We start from the raw sequence: 20,667 nt of genomic DNA, 5'->3' as shown, positions 1-20,667 counted from the left end.
TTGTTTTACTTTGTTTCGATTTCTTCCTTCATGTCTATAAACTGCTTGTTGGCATCATAGAACTCGTACTGAAGGAATGCCAGTTTCTGCGACGGGATCACGTGGATGCCGAATCCGTACTTGATCTGCCACCTGCGCTTCATGCTGATGAAGCCCTTGTTGATATAGGCGGCGATGTAGGGATGGACGTGCAGATAGAACTTGCGGACTCCGATCTTGTTGACCAGGGTATCGATCTTACTCTCGAGGGTGTCAGTGAACAGGATGCTCGACTTGATAGTTCCTTTTCCGAAACAGGTGGGGCAGGTTTCCTCCACGTTCACGCTCATGGCAGGGCGAACGCGCTGACGGGTAATCTGCATCAGGCCGAACTTAGAGAGAGGCAGGATGTTGTGCTTGGCTCTGTCCTTCTGCATGTTCTTGCACATGCGTTCGTAGAGCAACTGGCGATCCTCGGGCAGTTTCATGTCGATAAAGTCGACGATGATGATACCACCCATATCCCTGAGTCGCAGCTGGCGGGCCAGCTCATCGGCGGCTCCCAGATTGGTCTCGAGGGCGTTGGTCTCCTGATTGTTCTCTTTCTTAATGCGTGTACCGCTGTTCACATCAACTACATGCATGGCTTCTGTGTGTTCAATAATCAGATAGGCGCCATGTTTGTAATTGACCGTCTTTCCAAAGCCAGACTTCAGTTGCTTGGTTACATCGAAATTGTCGAAGATGGGGACTGTGCCGTTATAGAGCTTCACAATGTCCTCCTTCTCAGGTGCGATGAGTCCCAGGTAATTCTTGATTTCGCCGTAGATGTCGCTATCATTCACGTGGATGCCGTCGTAAGTGGGATTGAAGAGATCACGCAACAGTGCTACGGCCCTGCTTTCCTCCTCAAAGCAGAGTTGTGGACGCTCTGTGGTCTTCTGGACTTTGGTGATCACGTCTTCCCAACGCTTCAACAGAATCTTCAGCTCGGCATCAAGTTCAGCTGCTCGCTTGCCTTCGGCCACCGTACGTACGATGACACCGAAGTTCTTGGGCTTGATGCTCTGGATGAGTTGCTTCAGTCGGCTACGTTCTTCGCCTTTCTTGATTTTGGTGGAAACGGAAACACTGTCTTCGAATGGGATCAGCACCAGGTAGCGTCCGGCGAAGCTGAGTTCGCATGTAAGGCGCGGACCTTTGGTGTTGATAGGTTCTTTGACAATCTGTACCAGTATTTCCTGTCCAACCTTCAGGGTGTTGGCGATACTTCCATCCTTTTTCAGTTCAGGCTGAATGCTGGCTTTCTGGATGGGGTAGAGTTTCTTGCGGTCGCTTACTACCTGTTTCAGGTATTTCTCGTAAGAGTTGAATTGAGTTCCCAGGTCAAGGTAATGCAGGAATGCCACGCGTTCAGCTCCGACATCAACGAAACAAGCGTTGAGTCCTGGCATCAGTTTTTTGACTTTCGCCACATAAATGTTGCCCACCGAGAACGAAGCTGTGCGCTGCTCCTGCTGGTATTCTACCAGCTGTTTGTCTTCGAGCAGGGCTATAGAAATGTCCTTCGGCTGCACATCGATGATTACTTCACTTGTCATTGTCTTGCGTTACTTTTGTTGTTGACAGGGTTGTCGTTAGTACTAAAAAGGGTGTGTCGCTATCCTGATAGGGATTAGCAGGCACACTCCTTTCATTTCTTTTTTATTGGTCACAGAGGATCAAGATTTACTTGCTCTTATGACGATTCTTGCGCAGTCTCTTCTTACGCTTGTGTGTAGCCATCTTGTGGCCCTTCTTTTTCTTTCCGTTTGGCATAATACTAATAATTTATAATGTTAATTACTTCATTTTTTCGATAAAGCTCTTTGATGGCTTGAAAGCGGGATAGTCGTGAGCCTCGATAACCAATGTGGTGTTCTTAGAGATGTTGCGGGCGGTCTTCTGGGCGCGACGCTTCACGATGAAGGTGCCAAAACCACGCAGATATACGTTCTCCTTGTCGTCTGCGAGACTCTCGCGGATAGTCTCCATGAAGGCTTCAACCGAGATGGCTACATCTTTCTTCGCCAGGCCTGTCTCTTCAGCAATCTTGTTGATGATTTCTGCCTTTGTCATTTCTTTATTCCTTATTCTTCTTTATATATTAATAATGTGTAAACTCGAAATTCTTCGATTTCGGACTGCAAAGTTACTAATTTTCAGCCGATTACGAAAATATTTATAGATTTTTTTTCAAAAAATGATGATTTTCGTCTCTTTTTGGTCGTTTTTTTGTACCTTTGCAGCACAAAATGAAGGAAAAATAACATGAAGCAGACAAAAATTGTAGCTAGCATTAGTGACAGAAGATGTGATCAGGATTTCATCCGTAGTCTTTTCGAGGCAGGTATGAATGTGGTGAGAATGAATACGGCTCATGCCGATGAGCAGGGTATCAAGAATATTATTAATAATGTACGTAGTGTGAGTCATCACATTGGTATATTGATTGATACCAAAGGCCCTGAGGTGCGTACCACAGGTTGTGCTGAGCCCATCGCCTACAAGACGGGAGATGTGGTGAAAATCTTCGGGCGCCCGGAGATGGATACTACCCACGACATTATCAATCTGTCGTATGCCGACTTTGCGGCCGATGTGCATGAGGGCTGCCACATCCTGTTCGATGATGGTGCGCTCGACATGGTGGTTATTGGTATCAACGGTCCGCAGGTCATTGCCCAGGTGCAGAACGATGGCGTGCTGGGTTCGCACAAAAGTGTGAACGTGCCAGGTGTACATATCGCCCTGCCTACACTGACAGAGAAGGACCGTAAGAACATCATGCTGGCCATCGATCAGGATATCGACTTTATTGCTCACTCGTTTGTGCGATCGGCTGCCGACGTGCGTGCGGTACAGGCCATTCTCGATGCCTACAACTCTGACATCAAGATCATCTCTAAGATCGAGAATCAGGAGGGTGTGGATAATATCGACGAGATTATCGAGGCTTCGTATGGTATCATGATTGCACGTGGTGACTTGGGTATCGAGGTGCCCATTGAGCGTATTCCTGGTATCCAGCGTCAGATTATCCGTAAGTGCGTACGTGCCAAGAAGCCCGTTATCGTAGCTACTCAGATGCTTCATACAATGATTAGTAACCCACGTCCTACACGAGCAGAGGTGACGGATATTGCCAACGCTATCTACTATCGTACCGATGCGCTGATGTTGTCGGGAGAGACTGCCAGCGGAAAATATCCTGTAGAGGCAGTACGTACGATGGCGGCTATTGCCGAGCAGGCCGAGAAGGACAAGATGCGTGAGAATGATATCGAGGTGCCCCTGTCGCCCAACTGCGATATCCGTGAGTTTATGTCGCACTCTGCTATCGAGGCTACCGAGAAACTGGGTGTCAAGGGTATCATTACCGATGCCAGCTCTGGCGACACCGCACGCAACCTGGCTGCCTTCCGTGGTCCTAACCCCGTGCTGGCTATCTGCTACAATGACAAGCTGCAGCGTCTGCTCAATCTGTCGTATGGTGTGATACCTGTTTTCCAGAAGGAGCATATCGACAACGAGGAGTTGTTCCACGCTGCTGTGCGTATGCTGCGCCAGAAGGGTTACGTGCAGGAGGAGGATAAGATTGCTTATCTGAGTGGAAACATCGGCGAGGGTGGTGGTACCAAGTTCCTGGAGATTAATACCGTCAAGGAAGTGCTCACCAACCAGTACAAGTTCCACTTGCCCCATTCCAAGAAATAATGACCAATCAATAAACGAATATGAAAGTAACAAAAACGCTCATGACTTTGAGTTTCGCAGCCATGATGCTGCCCACGTTTGCTGCCGACGGTCTGCCTCAGGGTGCACCCGACTTCAGCAGGATTAAGGAAACCGATTACCTGCCTGCCATCGAGAAGGCTATCAAACTGAAGCGTCAGGAAATCAATCAGATTGTGGCCAACAAGCAGAAGCCAACTTTCAAGAATACCATTCTGGCCTTGGAGAAGAGTGGACTGGAATTCGACAAATGGTTGAACGTGGCTGAGGGGCTGGCCAGTGCGCATAAGACACCAGCCATCGCCGAGACCGAGAAGAAAATCACGCCACTGCTTACAGAGCTTGAAAACGAGATTACCTTTAATAAAGCGCTCTTTAAGAAGGTTAAATATGTTTACGACCATGAGTTCAAGACCCTGAAAGGCGAGGACCAGCGACTCACGGAGGTGGTTTATAAGGACTTTGTACGTTCGGGCGCATTGCTCAGTGATGAGAAGATGGCACGTATGATGCAGATCAATATGCGCATCTCTGAGCTACAGCAGCAGTGGGGCGACCTGTTGCCTGCTGCCACCAATAATGCGGTGGTATGGGTGAACACCAAGGAGGAACTGGCAGGTCTGAGCGAGGCTGATATCGCCCAGTGCAAGAAGGATGCCGAGAGCCGTGGTGGTAAGGCGCCTTACGCTATTGTCATTGTCAATACTACCCAGCAGGCTATCCTGGCCAGCCTGGATAATCGCGACCTGCGTCGCCGCGTGTTTGATGCTTCTCGCCGTCGTGCTGATGGTGGTGGCACGTACAACACATTCCCCATTGTTGTTGAGATTGCCAAGCTACGTGCAGAGAAGGGTGAGCTGATGGGCTATCAGAACTATGCCTCTTATTCACTCGAGCGTACGATGGCTAAAAACTCTGACAATGTGTATAACTTCCTCAAGCAGCTGATTGCTGAATATACCCCTAAGGCTCAGGCTGAGACCAAGGCTATCGAGGACTATGCCAAGAAGCAGATGGGACCTCACTTCAAGCTGCAGCCTTACGACCGTTTCTACTATTCGGCTAAGATGAAGAAGGAACTGCTCGACCTGAGCGACGACGAGGTGAAACCCTATTTCAATATCGACAGTGTGATTGTGAATGGTGTGTTCTACGCCGCTCATCGTGTTTACGGTTTGAATTTCGTGCAGCGTAAGGACATCCCTACCTATCATCCTGATATGAAGGTGTTTGAGGTGCGCGACAAGAATGGTAAGATGCTGGCGCTGTTCTATAGCGATCCCTATCGCCGTCCTACCAAGCGTGGCGGTGCCTGGATGAGCGCTTTTGCCAAGCAGAGCCGCTTCCGCCATCAGCTACCTATTATTTATAATGTCACCAACTATGCCAAGGCGCCTGAGGGACAGCCCACGCTCATCACCTGGGACGAGGTGACCACCCTGTTCCACGAGTTCGGTCATGCGCTGCACGGCATGCTCTCAAACTGCAACTACAATACCTTGAGCGGTACAGCTGTGGCACGCGACTTTGTGGAGATGCCTTCGCAGTTCAACGAGACATTCGCCTCTATCCCTGAGATCTTCGACCACTACGCCAAACATGCTGTTACGGGTGAGCCTATGCCTGCCGACATGAAGGAGAAGATGCTGAAGAGCATCAACTTCCAGACAGCCTACGCACTGGGTGAGAATCTGGCAGCTACCTGCCTTGATCTGGCTTGGCATCATCTGTCGTCAAACGAGATACCTACTGCCGATGAGGCAGAGCAGTTCGAGATCGATGCTCTGAAGAAGATCGGCATCTACGATACTCAGATACCTCCTCGTTACAGCACCTCTTACTTCAACCACGTTTGGGGTGGAGGCTATGCCGCTGGCTACTACAGCTATCTGTGGACCGAGGTACTGGCCTGCAATGTGGCCGATACCTTCCAGAAGCTTGGTGTGCTGAAGCCCGAGACAGGTCAGGCATTCCGCTCGAAGATTCTGAGCCGTGGAAATACCAAGGACCAGATGGAGATGTTTACCGACTTTACAGGCATGAAGACTCCCGATGCCTCAGGATTCCTGAAGTATCGTGGTCTGTAAGTCCGTTGGTTGGTTAATAATTCCTAAATGATAAGCCGTAACAAGGCAAATATCAAATAATTCGAGTAATTTTGTAGGTCAAAAAGAAGGAAATATCAAGTTGTTTAACATTTAAATGTTTTATTATCAATGATTTATTCAAAAGAAGTGGAGAACATGTGTAGCGTTTGTAAGGGCGCTTACCATGGACCTGCACCTATCCCCGAGGAGGGCAAATGGGTAGCAGTAAAGGAAATCAAGGAAATTTCTGGTTACACCCACGGTATTGGCTGGTGCGCACCTCAGCAGGGTGCCTGCAAGCTGAGCCTGAACGTGAAGGACGGTGTGATCCAGGAGGCTCTTGTTGAGACCATCGGATGTACTGGTATGACTCACTCAGCTGCTATGGCTTCTGAGATTCTGCCTGGTAAGACCATCCTCGAGGCCCTGAATACCGACCTTGTTTGCGATGCTATCAACACCGCTATGCGCGAGCTCTTCCTGCAGATTGTTTACGGACGTACACAGAGTGCTTTCTCTGAGGGCGGTCTGGCTATCGGTGCTGGTCTTGAGGACCTGGGTAAGGGTCTGCGTTCACAGACTGGTACTCTCTATGGTACTGTTGCCAAGGGTACACGTTACCTCGAGCTCACTGAGGGTTACATCACAAAGCAGTACCTCGATGCTAACAACGAGGTTTGCGGTTATGAGTATGTACACCTCGGCAAGATGATGGAGGCCATCAAGAACGGTATGGACGCCAACGAGGCTATGAAGAAGTTCACTGGTTCTTACGGTCGTACAACCGAGGAGCAGGGTGCAGTTAAGGCTATTGATCCACGTAAAGAATAATAGGAGGATACGACAATGATTAGAAAAGTACAGTTTGAGAGTCAGGAGCGCCGTATCAACCAGGTTCTTGCTGCTCTGAAGGAGAATGGCATCAACTCTATCGAGGAGGCCAATGAGATTTGTGAAAAGGCTGGTATCGATCCATATCAGATGTGTGAGGACACACAGCTGATCTGCTTCGAGAACGCTAAATGGGCATATGTTTGTGGTGCTGCTATCGCCATCAAGAAGGGTGTTAAGACAGCTGCCGAGGCTGCTGAGGCCATCGGTATCGGTCTGCAGAGCTTCTGTATCCCCGGATCAGTAGCCGACGATCGTAAGGTAGGTATCGGTCACGGTAACCTCGCCGCTCGTCTGCTCCGCGAGGAGACTGAGTGCTTCGCATTCCTCGCTGGTCACGAGAGCTTCGCTGCTGCTGAGGGTGCTATCAAGATTGCTGAGATGGCTAACAAGGTTCGTAAGAATCCTCTGCGCGTTATCCTGAATGGTCTTGGTAAGGACGCTGCTCAGATCATCAGCCGTATCAACGGTTTCACATACGTACAGACTAAGTTCGATTACTTCACTGGTGATCTGAACGTGGTTAAGGAGGTTCCTTACGGTAACAACCCCAGCCGTCTGAAGGTTAAGTGCTATGGTGCTGACGACGTACGTGAGGGTGTAGCTATCCTGTGGAAGGAGAACGTTGACGTATCAATCACTGGTAACTCTACCAACCCAACACGTTTCCAGCACCCAGTAGCTGGTACCTACAAGAAGGAGCGCGTACTCGCTGGTAAGCCTTACTTCTCAGTAGCTTCTGGTGGTGGTACTGGTCGTACTCTGCACCCAGATAACATGGCTGCTGGTCCTGCTTCTTACGGTATGACCGACACCATGGGTCGTATGCACTCTGACGCTCAGTTCGCAGGTTCTTCTTCAGTTCCTGCTCACGTTGAGATGATGGGCTTCCTGGGTATGGGTAACAACCCAATGGTAGGTGCAACAGTTTCTGTAGCCGTTGCTATCGACCTCGCCCTGAACAAGAAGTAATTCGCAGTGCGATTAAATAATTTAAGCCTCGCCAATCGGCGGGGCTTTTTTTTATTATCTACAAATATCTCTAACTACTTTTCAATTGCGATATTCTCCATACGTTAATGAGATAATCTTAACGTCTTATTCAGATAATCCCTTATGGGGCATAAAGATTATCTGAACACCTCAAAGAAACTATCTGAACGCAGTGATGCAATTATCCGAATGTTGGGAATGCATTTGCCAGTACTCTCCCCATCTGGCAAACGCCGTAGATGTTGCAAAAATACAAAATCCAGAATGTAAATTGTCAGTTTATGTCAGTTTAGTGTCTATACTTTAATATAACAGTTTTAAATAAAAAAAGCAGTGCTTGCAGGCACCGCTTTTTATTTAGATCTCGAAATCGAGACAGCTACGCTGAACGGTGTAGGGGCGAACCTTGCCGTTGGCTACTGCTACATGTTCTGGATGAACAGCGTAGCCTTTCAAAGCATCCTCGCTTTCGAGTGTGCTGTCGAGCATCACGTCGGCATTTGATGAGGCCAGACGGCCATCAATATGAACCTTGACATCGAGCAGTCCGGGAACTTTTCCTACCAATCCCTCAAGACCTGCCTTGATGCCGGCTTTAACTGTCTGCTTCTCTTCTTCAGAGAGTTCTGGATTCAGTGTCCAGAGAATAATATGCTTTACCATAAACAATAAATAATTTGTGTTTGTAAGTTGCAAAAATAGGAAAAATATTCTGTTTGACAAAGAAAAACACCTTAAAACACCTGTTTGTTGAGGATTTTTTTGTATATTTGCACAAATAAATACAAAAGAATCATAATATGGCTACAACTCCAACGCCTCATATCGGGGCAAAGCTTGGCGAAATTGCTGAGACCGTAATTATGGCGGGCGATCCGCTACGTGTGAAACTGATGGCCGAGATGTTTCTCGAGAATGCCGTACTATTTAATAATGTGCGTGGTATGCTGGGCTATACCGGCACCTATAAGGGAAAGCGTGTGAGCGTGATGGGACACGGTATGGGTATGCCCTCGATGGGTATCTATTCGTACGAGTTGTTTAATTTCTATGGTGTCAAGACCATTATCCGTGTTGGTTCGGCTGGTGCTATTCAGGGGAGTCTGCATGTGGGCGATCTGGTCATCGCACAGGGCGCATGCACCAATTCGAACTATGCTGCCAGTTACGAACTGCCAGGCACCTTCGCACCGATTGCCAATTTCGACCTGGTGCGCAGGGCTGCCGATAGCTGCGATCGTCTGGGATTCAAATACAGCGTGGGTAATGTATTGACGTCGGATGTGTTCTATAATGAGAACTCACACGTGGATAAGTGGACAAACATGGGTGTGCTGGCCATCGAGATGGAGATTGCCGCACTCTATATGAATGCAGCCCGTTCGGGCAATCGCGCATTGGCCATCTGTACTATTTCCGACCATGTGCTGACAGGCGAGGAGACCACTGCCGAAGAGCGACAGAACACATTTACCAAAATGATGGAAGTAGCATTCTCATTGATTTAATTTTAAAGCATATATATGGCAACAGTTGACGATAAGAAGATTATCTTCTCGATGGTAGGCGTGAGCAAGACCATCCAGCAGAACCAGAAACAAGTACTGAAAAACATCTACCTGAGCTTTTTCTATGGTGCCAAGATCGGTATCATCGGATTGAACGGTGCAGGTAAGTCAACCCTGATGAAGATTATCGCTGGTCTGGATCAGCAGTATCAGGGCAATGTGGTGTGGAGCCCTGGCTATAGCGTGGGCTATCTGCCGCAGGAACCACCATTGAACGAGGAGAAGACGGTGAAGGAGAATGTGATGGAGGGTGTGCAGCACGTGTACGATGCGCTGGCTGAATACGACGAGATCAACGTGAAGTTCGGTCTGCCCGAATACTACGAGGATCCTGATAAGATGGACAAGCTGATGCAACGACAGGCTGAACTTCAGGATATTATCGACGCCACAGATGCGTGGAACATGGACTCGAAACTAGACCGTGCTATGGCTGCGCTGAACTGTCCTCCTGGCGATTGGAGTGTGAAGAACCTCTCGGGTGGTGAGCGTCGCCGTGTAGCGCTATGCCGCTTGTTGCTACAGAAGCCCGATGTGTTACTGCTCGATGAGCCTACCAACCACCTGGATGCTGAGAGTATCGACTGGCTGGAGCAGCACCTGCAGCAGTACGAGGGTACAGTGATTGCCGTAACGCACGACCGTTACTTCTTGGACGATGTGGCTGAGTGGATTCTGGAGCTGGACCGTGGCGAGGGTATCCCCTGGAAAGGTAACTACTCGAGCTGGCTGGAGCAGAAAAGTCAGCGACTGGCTCAGGAGGAGAAGTCGGCCTCGAAGCGCCGTAAGACATTGGAGCGCGAGCTGGAGTGGGTACGTATGGCCCCCAAGGCCCGTCATGCCAAGGGTAAGGCCCGACTGAACTCGTACGAGATGATGCTGAACGAGGAACAGAAACAGAAGGAAGAGAAACTGGAGATATTTATTCCTAACGGACCACGTTTGGGTAATAAGGTGATTGAGGCCGAGCATGTGGCTAAGTCGTTCCCTGAGAAGACGCTGTTCACCGATTTGAACTTCAACCTGCCACCCAACGGTATCGTGGGTGTGATTGGTCCTAACGGTGCGGGTAAGACCACGCTGTTCCGTCTGATTATGGGATTGGATAAGCCTGATGCCGGACAGTTCGCCGTGGGCGAGACCGTGAAGTTGAGTTATGTGGATCAGCAGCATAAGGATATCGACCCCACGAAATCGGTATATGAGGTGGTGAGTCAGGGCAATGAAACTATCCGCATGGGTGGCAAGGATATCAACGTGCGTGCTTATCTCTCACGTTTCAACTTCAGTGGTGCCGATCAGGAGAAGAAGTGTGGCGTGCTGTCGGGTGGTGAGCGTAACCGCCTGCATCTGGCCATCGCCCTGAAACAGGAAGGAAATGTGTTGTTACTCGACGAGCCTACTAACGATATCGACGTAAACACCCTGCGTGCGCTGGAGGAAGGTCTTGAGGCTTTTGCCGGTTGCGCGGTTATCATCAGTCACGACCGTTGGTTCCTGGATCGTATCTGTACGCACATCCTGGCTTTCGAAGGCGAGGGGAATGTGTTCTACTTCGAGGGTAACTACAGCGAGTACGAGAGCAACAAGGCGCAGCGCTTAGGCTTAGAGGAGCCCAAGCGTGCCCGTTACCGTAAATTGATGGAGGAATAACTTTTTAATCACATGAATCAGATAGTAGAAAAAGAAGGCATCACCGATGCCAGAGAACTGGGCATGCCAAAGTATGTCATTTTGGGTGTCCAACATTTGTTCGCTATGTTTGGTGCCACTGTGTTGGTACCTGTGTTAACAGGCCTTTCTGTGTCGTCAACCCTGTTGTTTGCAGGTATCGGCACATTGGTCTTCCATTGTGTCAGCAAGTTTAAGGTGCCTGCCTTCCTGGGCTCCTCGTTTGCTTTCTTAGGCGGCTATATGTCGGTAAAAGCGCTGGGCATAGAGCAGGGAATGAGCGAGACGTTGGCTCTGGACTATGCGTGTATCGGCGTATTCTTTGCCGGCTTGTGCTATTTCGTGATGGCCGGCCTTATCAAGTCGTACGGCATTGAGCGAATGCTGCACTTCTTTCCACCTTTGGTCACAGGTCCTATGATTATAGCCATCGGATTGGTGCTCTCGGGTAGCGCTATCCAGAACTGTGCCACCAACTGGCCTTTGGCTCTTGTGGCGCTGGTCACGGTGATTCTCTCCAGTGTGTATGGTAAGGGTATCATCAGGATTATTCCTATCCTGCTGGGTGTAGTGGTGAGCTATGCGTTGGCCGTGGTGATGGGCGAGGTGGATTTCACGTCGCTGAGCGAGGCCGCTTGGATTGGATTGCCATTCAGCAGAGAGCAGACCGTGCTGGCTGTTCTTGACCATATGGATACCACATTCCTCATCTCAACCATCATTGCAATCATGCCTATCGCCATTGCTACTATCATGGAGCATATCGGTGATATGTGTGCCATCTCGTCGACAGTAGGCAAGGACTTCCTGAAGGAGCCAGGTCTGCATCGCACCCTGATGGGCGACGGACTGGCCACTGCTTTGGCATCGCTCTTCGGCGCACCTGCTAACACCACATATGGCGAGAATACTGGCGTGTTGAACCTTACCAAGGTGTTTGATCCAGCCGTGATTCGTCTGGCTGCCTGCTTTGCCATTCTGTTGTCGTTCTGTCCTAAATTCGCCTGCTTGATAGGCTTGATGCCAGCAGCTACGATTGGTGGTGTGAGTCTGATTCTCTACGGAATGATCTCGGCTGTGGGTGTGCGTAATCTGGTAGAGGACAGCGTTGACTTCAACTCTTCACGCAATGTGTTTGTGGCAGCCCTGATCCTGGTGATTGCCATCGGTGTGAAATACGGAGCCAATGACGAAGTAAGCATCGGCCCCATCCACTTCTCAGGTCTGGCACTCTCGGCCATCGTTGGTGTGACGCTCAATGCCATCCTGCCTGGTAGGTTAGGCATGAAGATCAAGAGCGTACACGGCAAGGATAAGCCCCACAATTAGAAATTGTATTTCAGCTTGAACCAGAGTTCAGAATTGTTATCGTAGGTTGCGAACATTCCCCTGTCAGCATGGAAAAGGTCGTAACCTACGATTGCATGTAACTGGTCGTTCAGGGCATAGTCGGCACTCAGGCGATTGAAGAGACCTCCATTGGTCACGTCGATATAGGCAAAGGTCTGAAGCGCCATGGTGTTGTGCAGCAGGTCCTTTGATATGCGAAGGGTAGCAAGTCCGGAATCGCGATGATTGCCCCAAGCCACATACTTGTGTGCATACTGGGCTGAGAGCGACCAGTCGTTGCCAGCACCCGTCGCGATGTCGCGTGTTGAGGTCTTGGCGTAGCCTTTTGACAGAAATTCGCGTCTGGCCACTTCTACAATCTTTTCGCGTGTATAATCCTTCTTTATCTGCATAACTTACCAATAGTTAAAAACGAACAATGTTCCATTTTGTTCACAAAAAAAAGAAGACCCGCATTGACGCGAGTCTTCTCTTTCTCTTCCTATTGTTGGAACATCCTTATGTATTATAATCAATCTTTGCATATAACATGAATTATTTCCGGCTGCAAAGGTACGATGATTATTCGAGACCAACAATACCTAAAACTTGCTATTTTAATCAGGAGATAGTTTCATCTCACTGGTTCACCATCACCTTTGAGTACATCGGCAAACGCCTGCGGCTTGATGATGACTGGGCCGCGCATAAACTCTGGGATATTATAACACCTCATGAACTGACGGTGGTAGTCAGGATCGGCACTGGGCAATTCAAAAGGCTTGGTGCCGATGCCTTTTTGGTCGATATGGGCGAAGAACGGACGGGTATAGGTGCCATCGTCGCGGCGGCTGCTGAATACAACCCATCTGCCGTTGCTCGACCAGGAGTGGTAGCTCTCTGTGTCGGGCGAGTTGAGCTCCTTGAGCGGGTGGGGATTGCTGTGACCATCCTGTGAGTCCACGGGAACTTGTAGGTCGAGCAGCCATAGATCGGCATCATGGTGCCAGATGTGGAATACACCATACTGGGCCATGGCGAACATCAGGTAGCGCCCATCGGGCGAGATGCGGGGCAGCGTAGCACTTTTGTTGAGGCTGTCGGCAGCAAATACGAGCTCGCGGGGACCGAAGGTCTTCGTCTCCGGATCGAAAGGCTTGCGATAGATGTTGTATCTGATGTCCTGAGAGCGCTTGATGATTTCGTCTATGGGGTTCAGGGTAGAGTCTTTCCACTCGAAGTGTGCGCTGCAGTAATAGAGCGCTTTGCCATCGGGTGCCCAGGTGGGGAACACCTCCAGCTCGTTGGGGTCGTTCTCGATGTTGGTGACTTGGTTTTTGTCGAGATCGTAGACGATGAGGTCGCTTTGCGAATCAAACACCTCAATCTTATTGCGATGGGTGGTATGGAAACTCTGTGCTGTCAGGTTGGTGGAGTAGGCTATGAGTTTCAGCCAGGGGTGCCAGGCAGGATAGACGCCCGCCGAGAGGATGGAGTCGTGCTTCATGTCGATCTTCTTGATGGTTCCGTCGTAGGCTATGACGGTTCCGCCATTCTGCTGACGGGCGTGGAACTGCATGCGTTCAGGGTTGTACTGCTGGTAGCTGTGGCAGTTAATGCACTGGCCGTCCTTCTCGAAACTGCAGAGCATATTATCGTAGATGACACTCTCGTTGTAATTCTCTAAACATCGCTGGTTGATGGTAAGCGCTTCGTAATTAACGAATGAAGGATGAATCAGACGATAGCTCAGGTAGCTGTCGATACTGTCGGGCGATACAAAGATACTGAATGGCTTATAGTGGGTCCACTGGTCGGCCTTACGGACATAGACATCCACGCTGATAGCGCCACCTTTGGCTTTCTCAGTCAGTTGGTGCCAGTCGTCCATGGAGGGCTGTGCTTGATTGGCAAACACCAGCTCTTCGTTGCCTACGGCTAAACGGGCAATCATCTCGTCGGCTGGCTCATCGAGTTCAAAGGTGAGCGGGGCGATATTGATGGGGATGGTCACGTTGGTATAGTCGGGATAGATATTGGGCAAGGTCTTTGATTCGGTGAAGACCTCTGGTACCGAAGGACCTGCACAGCCCATCATAGCCAGTGTCAATCCTATATATGCTATATTTCTGATGTTCATATTCTTGTTGATTTAGTATTCTGCTAATGGCTTCATCACGTAGAAATCGTAATAATAGCTGTCGCCGAAGAGGGGGTAGAGGCCTCGACGTACCTCCTCCAGATCCTGATTGTTATAGTTGGATGCGGCAGTGATGAAGCGCATGAAGGTTTCTTTGACGGTAGGATTGAATGGCATATTCTCCACTTCCTGCCGCTTTTCTATCTTACCATATAGATAGGCAGCTTCCTGATAGTAACGCGGCATAGGACCTTGCGGGTGCAGACGTGTGTAGTCCTTGAAATGATACCAGAACTGATTGATGTCCTGGGTCCAGAAGGTGGCCAGCAGCGTTTGCTCCTGAAAGATGGGGTCGCCGGTATAAGTGTTTGTTGCCAACTGGTTCATGAGGGTACGTTCTGTGAAGCCGTCGTCGCCACCGAGCATGTTCTTGTAGTGGAGCATATGGGTGATGGGCTCGCGTTCCACATCCAGGGCCAACTGTTCTGGGTGGTCGATAAGTACTTCGGTCTGCTCGGCCCAGTTGCGATGGAACAGGGTCTGTTTCAGGATATGGAGATACTTACGGGCCAGTGGCTTGTCGCCGTCGAGTAAGGCGCAGTTGGCTAATAGCCGATAGTCCTCTGTACGGAAATCGAGTTCTACGCCCAGTTCCATACACAGTCGGTTGCAGTAGTTCAGCATACCGTACTGGTAGTACATCAGCGGGCCTACAACCAGCATCAGGCGCATGCCAAAGGGAGCAGCGTAGGCCTTGGAACCATTCTTGTAGCGGAACATGTCGTCGCCTTGACGACCAATACGTGAGAGGGCGAGGTTACGCATCATGACGATGGCGCGAGTGGGCTCATCCTTCTGGGTGGCTGCCTCGTCCAGCACGCCTTGCCAGTCATGGTTGGCGATACGATGCTGCATGGTCAGCTCGTGGTGGAAGTTCTCATCCTTCATCCAGAAGTGGTAGACACTACCCAGTAGCAGGAGTCCGATGGCGACCTGGCATAGCAGATAAGTGCGTGGCTTCATGGGCTTGACTGACTGACGGTTGTCGCGATAGGTGACTGCTAACAGTGCAAAGAACAACGCTAACAGCCCATAAGTGATATAATAGTTAGGATACGCCTCAGTGGTATAGAAGAGTGGCAGTTCTGCCCAGTAGATATCAGCCAGATTGGTCTGGTAGTAGATAAGGCGGTAACAGAGTAGGGGAACTGCCACCGTGCTGAGGATGGCTGCTGCACTTTGGACGATAGCCTCTGTACGATGTGGTGTTAACCGCCACGACCAGATACCCATGAGTAAGGCGGCTGCCAGCGCGTAGATGCCCATGAGCGGATAGCCTATCGCTGCTGTGAGGACGATGGCGATGGGACGTAGATAATGTCTGGCGGGTATGCTCCGGAAGCCCCACAGCAGGGCTGCAATGGCTGTGGTACCAATGGTAGATACAAAGAAATGCCCTTTCAACTTCAGGATGTAAATCCAGTAGCCCATAGCCATATTGGTGAGCAGTAGGAGGGCGATGGGTATCAGCATCAGTATAGCCCAGCGGTCAGGGATACGGAAGGCTCGTTTAATGATGAACATCAGTAGCCCCCACCAGAGGCAGAGTAGCGATACGCCTAACCATGGATGGTACAGGAACTGCGTGAACCACGTGCCCACCCACGTGAGCATTCCACCAGGAACTACCAACTGCTCTTTTAGAAATAATGTGGAAAAGAGGAAAATATTCTTCTGCTCAATCTTCCAGAGTTGGTCACTTTCAAAGATGAGTAAACAGCTGGCTATTGCTATCAGAGCAACCAGCCAACTGCCTAAAGCCAAATGTTTATGATTAATACTCATAACTTTATTTTTTATTTATCCAGGTTAGTTCTCGCCAGAGTCCCTCTAACGGTCCGCGTGGATGATTGCTGAACCAATAACGGGCAAAGAGGTATTGTACGATGACCATTCCGCATCCCACCATGACGGCGTAGGTGACGCCCAGCAGATGATAGCAGGCCAGTCCATAGCCGCAGAAAATGGCGCAGCCGATGATGGACTGAAGCAGATAGTTAGTCAGACTCATACGACCGAAGATGCAGAGATGGTGGAGCACTCGGCGCACACCCTCGAAGGCATACCAGGCAGAGACAGTTGCCGACACAATCAGCAATAGGATGATGAGGTTGCAGATGGGTTTCAGCCATGATTCCAGTTCGCCGAAATCTGGATTAATCAGTGCACCAAGGCCGAGGACCGATGTGACGAGAAGGCTATGCCATATCTGTAAGTGGCGCCCCTCGTTGTAGAACATTCGCTGGCGACCTAACTGCATGCCGAGGATAAACAGGCAGAGCAACTGCGTCAGTCGTCCGCTGAAGATGTTGAATCGGAAGTTTACCTCAAAGCCATATCGTAGGTTGGTGATGGCGTTTTCCAGGAAAGTGCCATGCTCGTGTGTGCTATTGATTTTGCTATACAGTTCCCACATGGTGCTGTGGTCGATGGTGGTACCAGTCAGCAGACAGAACAGTTCTACGGGTTGGATGGCTAGTAGGATAATTATGGTCCACACCCATTTCGACGGCAGATAACTAATAGGGATGAGTAGCAGACCATAGCACGCATAAAGCATCAATATGTCGCCATCGTAGAAGGCCACGTTGACGATACCGAACATAAACAACAGACACATGCGCCAGGCAAAGCGGGCAGAGAAGTTCTTGCCCTTCTGCTGCTGGTTATCGTTCATGATGAAGAAACTCAGTCCGAACAGCATGGCAAAGATGCCATACATTTTACCCGATAGCAGCCAGGCCAGCACATTGGCCACTCCTTGGTCGCTCGGCAACGTATGCACGATAGGCTCTTGGGTGAAGATGTTAAAGTGCTCAACAGAGTGATACAGGATGATGCCAGCCACAGCGATGCCTCTCAGTGCATCGGCCACATCAATACGCGTGTTCACGAGATTGCGGGTTTTGTAGAATTCCATTTCTATCTAAGATTTTGTTATTTAGTTCGTAATCGTCATTTTTTGTTTGACGCTGCAAAAATACAGATTGTTGCGGAATCTACCAACTATTTGGGATAATTTGTTCATTTTTGTGACGAATGGTTTGGTTATTTGAAGGAAAAATGCTACTTTTGCGCAGAATCATGCTACAATCAGGCATGTAGTGACAATCAAAACAGAGTAAAAAATGAGATACGGAATCATCGGCACAGGTGCCATTGGTGGATATTATGGAGCTAAATTGGCTCATGCAGGACAGGAAGTACATTTCCTGCTGCACAGCGACTATGAGTATGTGAAACAACACGGCCTGCAGGTAGACTCCTGCGACGGCTCGTTCCATCTGGCAGATGTCAATGTCTATCGGCATTCGGAAGACATGCCGTCGTGCGACGTGGTGCTTGTGGGGTTGAAGTCTGTCAATAATGACAAACTGCAGTCGTTGCTGCCACCATTACTCCATGCCCACACGCTGGTGGTGCTTATTCAGAACGGTATAGGGGTTGAGGAGGATGTACAGAGAATGTTTCCCGATGTGCAACTGGCTGCCGGACTGGCCTTTATCTGTTCTGCCAAGACGGAGCCGGGACTTGTCAGTCACCAGTGTTATGGCAGCATCAACCTGGCCAACTATTCCTGCAAGGACGAAGCGCTGATGCAGTCAGTGGTCAACGAGTTCCGCCAGGCTGGCATCGAGACAGGATTGGTGGAATATCATGAGGCACGATGGAAGAAGGCCGTATGGAACATGCCATTCAATGGCATGACCGTGGCACTGCACACGCAGACTGACCACTTGCTGAAGCATAAATCGACCCGCCAGTTGATTCGCGAACAGATGATGGAGGTAGTCAGTGCAGCCCAGCACTTGGGGGTGAAGAATCTGGATGCCGCGTTTGTAGATAAGATGATAGAGACTACTGATGCGATGACACCCTATTCGCCATCTATGCGATTGGACTACGACTTCCACCGTCCCATGGAGATATACTATCTCTACACGCGTCCCTTGGAGATAGCCCGCGAGGCAGGCTGTCCTATGCCGAAACTGGAGATGCTGGAGGCAGAGCTTCGGTTTCTGGAATCCAAGTGATATCTGAGAACATTATTATAAAAAAACTCAGCCTATGGCAAAGCTAATCCTTCTTATTGTGCTTCTGATGTCTGGCTTGTCCCCGACGTGGGGACAGTCGGCTGCTGCCGATGATATCGTACAACTGCAGAAACAGATGTACCAGCTCTACAATAAAAACGACGAGACGGCTTTCATTGATATTACTAACCAGCTGAAGGAAGCGGCCCAGAAGGCTGGCGACGAGCGTACCTACTATAAGGCCTGGGCCAATCAGGCACTTTATTTTGCCAATCACCAACAGCGCAACAAGGGGCAGCTCATTGCCAAGGATATGCAGCAGTATGCCCTGAACCACGACCACAAGTATGGCATCTATACGGGTACCCATGTGATGGGCACCATACAGAGCATGATGGGTGACTATCAGGAGGGTATCCAGAACTTCAAGAAAGCCATCAGCTATCTGCACGAGAACTTCCCCAACGAGAGTGCGGCAGCCTCGTGGATAGAACTGGCCAGAATCAGCCTGACCAACAGAAAAATCTATCAGGCTATCCTCGATGCCGAACAAGCCCTGAAGGAACCTCATATCAGCGCCATGCACAGGCTGAACGCATGGTCGGTCATCTGTCTGAGTAAGGTCGACACTGCTTTTTATCACGTCAAGGATGCGGCTGAATATCAGAAGGAGTTCGACTATGTATGGGGTGAACGCGAGAAAGCCAAGAAGGCATACGGGCACGATGACAGTAGCGGTGCCGTGATTGCTGTGTGGCGAAAAATCAACGACCATCAGTACGACGAAGCCATCGCTCTCTGCAATAAACTGAGGTCGCCGCTCTTTAGGAATGACCTGCTCAGCCTCATACATAAGCGCAAGGGCGATTACCGGAATGCTTACTTCACGCAACAGAGATACTGGGAGATGCGCGACTCTATCAATAGCAGGCGTAACAACCACCTGCTGATGGAGATGACAGCCACTATGGATCTGGGACGCGTGGAACTAGAGGCTAAGGAGTTGAAGTTGCGTAACCAGCAGATGCGACTCGACATGTCGGCCGAAGAGCTCGAGAACAAAAAGCTGGAGGAAGAGGCCCTGATGCTAAAACTAAAGAACCGTGAAGCCGAACTGGCCAACGCTAACATGCAGCTGGAGAACGACAGCCTTGAAGCCCACAACAAGAATCTGCAACTGAGCGAATACCAATCGAAGATCGATGCCCAAGAGGAGAAGGAGCATGCACATCATATCATGATAGCCGCCGCTGGAGCCATAGCGCTGCTTGTCATCTGCTTCCTTAGCTTCTACCTCTACCGCCGTCAACTGTCAGCACGCCGACTGAAACATGCCTACCACCAGCTGGCGGTTGCCTACGACCAGCTTGAGGAGACTACAACTGCTAAGGAGCGTATTGAGAGTGAACTGCGCATTGCCCGCGATATTCAGATGTCGATGGTGCCACAGGCTTTCCCAGAGCGTAGCGACCTGGACCTCTATGGACTGATGACACCAGCCAAGGAAGTGGGTGGCGACCTCTTCGACTTCGAAATCATCGACAATCAGCTCTACTTTTGTCTGGGCGATGTCAGCGGCAAGGGTGTTCCTGCCTCGCTGTTCATGGCACAGGCCATCCGCCTTTTCCGCGCTATGGCCAAGCAGCGGCGTAAACCCTGCGATATTGCCAACCGCCTGAACAATGAGCTGTCGGAGAACAACGATAACGGCATGTTCGTCACCATGTTTATAGGCGAAGCCGACCTCACCACCGGCCATCTATACTACTGTAATGCCGGACATAATCCACCACTGCTCGATGGCGAGTTTATCGAAGTAGAATCGAATGCCCCAATCGGGTTGTGGCCTGAACTTGAATTTGAGGGTGAGGAGCTTGACAGTATCAGCGGCAAACTGCTCTTCATCTATACCGACGGACTGAATGAGGCCGAAAACCAGGCACAGGAGCAGTATGGCGACGACCAGCTGCAACAGATGATGCAACAAATGAAATCAGATACTGCCAAGCAGGTTATCGAAGCCTTCAGCCAGTCGGTGGAAGCTCATCGCAATGGTGCCGCGCCTAATGACGACCTGACCATGCTCGCTATCAGGTGCCATTAGTTATTAAGGATTATACGATGCTCAAGAGCTCAATTTC

Annotated in this window: 15 protein-coding genes and 2 pseudogenes; 9 read left to right on the top strand and 8 right to left on the bottom strand. The window is 49.9% G+C overall.

What is annotated here, in order from left to right:
* Positions 1–5 precede the first annotated feature (5 nt).
* Together T495_RS0112090 and T495_RS0112085 are read right to left on the bottom strand one after the other, a co-directional pair.
* Entirely contained in the window at positions 6–1,580 is a 1,575-nt protein-coding gene (locus T495_RS0112090) for an Rne/Rng family ribonuclease (RefSeq protein WP_028904227.1), read from the bottom strand.
* A gap of 241 nt (positions 1,581–1,821) precedes the next feature.
* Positions 1,822–2,097 carry an HU family DNA-binding protein gene (locus tag T495_RS0112085; protein ID WP_028904228.1) on the bottom strand — a complete coding sequence of 92 codons (276 nt, stop codon included), beginning with the start codon at positions 2,095–2,097 and terminating at the stop codon, positions 1,822–1,824.
* A 192-nt stretch (positions 2,098–2,289) separates the two neighbouring features.
* Between T495_RS0112085 and pyk the strand changes: the two genes are divergently transcribed.
* The 4 genes from pyk (at position 2,290) to T495_RS0112065 (ending at position 7,703) form a co-directional block, all read left to right on the top strand.
* Positions 2,290–3,735: a pyruvate kinase gene (gene pyk, locus T495_RS0112080; RefSeq protein WP_033148845.1), complete on the top strand. Its 1,446-nt coding sequence runs from the start codon at positions 2,290–2,292 to the stop codon at positions 3,733–3,735.
* 62 nt (positions 3,736–3,797) lie between these two features.
* Positions 3,798–5,840 carry a M3 family metallopeptidase gene (locus tag T495_RS0112075; protein ID WP_081832113.1) on the top strand — a complete coding sequence of 681 codons (2,043 nt, stop codon included), beginning with the start codon at positions 3,798–3,800 and terminating at the stop codon, positions 5,838–5,840.
* 129 nt (positions 5,841–5,969) lie between these two features.
* Positions 5,970–6,671, top strand: coding sequence for an iron-sulfur cluster assembly scaffold protein (locus T495_RS0112070; RefSeq protein WP_013065322.1), 702 nt, complete (start codon positions 5,970–5,972; stop codon positions 6,669–6,671).
* 15 nt (positions 6,672–6,686) lie between these two features.
* Positions 6,687–7,703 (top strand): GGGtGRT protein, encoded by a 1,017-nt coding sequence (locus T495_RS0112065; RefSeq protein WP_013063070.1) that lies wholly within the window; start codon positions 6,687–6,689, stop codon positions 7,701–7,703.
* A gap of 378 nt (positions 7,704–8,081) precedes the next feature.
* Here the strand turns inward: T495_RS0112065 and T495_RS0112060 are convergent, their stop codons facing one another.
* Positions 8,082–8,387 carry a Dabb family protein gene (locus T495_RS0112060; protein ID WP_028904231.1) on the bottom strand — a complete coding sequence of 102 codons (306 nt, stop codon included), beginning with the start codon at positions 8,385–8,387 and terminating at the stop codon, positions 8,082–8,084.
* A gap of 137 nt (positions 8,388–8,524) precedes the next feature.
* Here T495_RS0112060 and deoD point away from each other — a divergent pair, with 137 nt between their 5' ends.
* From deoD to T495_RS0112045, 3 genes are read left to right on the top strand one after another with little or no spacing between them, the layout of a single operon-like run.
* A complete protein-coding gene (gene deoD, locus T495_RS0112055; protein ID WP_028904232.1) occupies positions 8,525–9,232 on the top strand; it encodes a purine-nucleoside phosphorylase in 708 nt (235 codons plus the stop codon).
* A gap of 15 nt (positions 9,233–9,247) precedes the next feature.
* The gene (gene ettA, locus T495_RS0112050; protein ID WP_028904233.1) at positions 9,248–10,945 is read left to right on the top strand and encodes an energy-dependent translational throttle protein EttA; all 1,698 of its coding nucleotides are present in this window, start codon (positions 9,248–9,250) and stop codon (positions 10,943–10,945) included.
* Between the two features lie 12 nt (positions 10,946–10,957).
* Positions 10,958–12,292: a uracil-xanthine permease family protein gene (locus T495_RS0112045; protein WP_231495102.1), complete on the top strand. Its 1,335-nt coding sequence runs from the start codon at positions 10,958–10,960 to the stop codon at positions 12,290–12,292.
* Here the strand turns inward: T495_RS0112045 and T495_RS0112040 are convergent.
* The 5 genes and pseudogenes from T495_RS0112040 to T495_RS0112025 form a co-directional block, all read right to left on the bottom strand.
* Positions 12,289–12,594, bottom strand: a pseudogene (locus tag T495_RS0112040) (hypothetical protein); the annotation flags it as partial. The gene T495_RS0112045 and the pseudogene T495_RS0112040 sit on opposite strands and share 4 nt — an antisense overlap.
* A gap of 9 nt (positions 12,595–12,603) precedes the next feature.
* Positions 12,604–12,705: pseudogene (locus tag T495_RS16220) on the bottom strand (TetR family transcriptional regulator); the annotation flags it as partial.
* A 221-nt stretch (positions 12,706–12,926) separates the two neighbouring features.
* Positions 12,927–14,432 (bottom strand): PD40 domain-containing protein, encoded by a 1,506-nt coding sequence (locus tag T495_RS0112035; protein WP_033148842.1) that lies wholly within the window; start codon positions 14,430–14,432, stop codon positions 12,927–12,929.
* Between the two features lie 12 nt (positions 14,433–14,444).
* Positions 14,445–16,277 carry a DUF6057 family protein gene (locus tag T495_RS0112030; protein WP_033148841.1) on the bottom strand — a complete coding sequence of 611 codons (1,833 nt, stop codon included), beginning with the start codon at positions 16,275–16,277 and terminating at the stop codon, positions 14,445–14,447.
* Positions 16,278–16,281: 4 nt separating this feature from the next.
* A complete protein-coding gene (locus T495_RS0112025; protein WP_033148840.1) occupies positions 16,282–17,412 on the bottom strand; it encodes a DUF418 domain-containing protein in 1,131 nt (376 codons plus the stop codon).
* A 208-nt stretch (positions 17,413–17,620) separates the two neighbouring features.
* Between T495_RS0112025 and T495_RS0112020 the strand changes: the two genes are divergently transcribed.
* A complete protein-coding gene (locus T495_RS0112020) occupies positions 17,621–18,526 on the top strand; it encodes a putative 2-dehydropantoate 2-reductase (protein WP_033148839.1) in 906 nt (301 codons plus the stop codon).
* Between the two features lie 34 nt (positions 18,527–18,560).
* The gene (locus T495_RS15330) at positions 18,561–20,630 is read left to right on the top strand and encodes a PP2C family protein-serine/threonine phosphatase (RefSeq protein ID WP_081832112.1); all 2,070 of its coding nucleotides are present in this window, start codon (positions 18,561–18,563) and stop codon (positions 20,628–20,630) included.
* Positions 20,631–20,667 lie beyond the last annotated feature (37 nt).

The sequence above is a fragment of the Prevotella sp. P6B1 genome, from assembly GCF_000702825.1.
Taxonomy (GTDB): Bacteria; Bacteroidota; Bacteroidia; order Bacteroidales; family Bacteroidaceae; genus Prevotella.
Note: the sequence above shows the minus strand (reverse complement) of the source record. Positions and strands in the feature narration are given on the sequence as shown.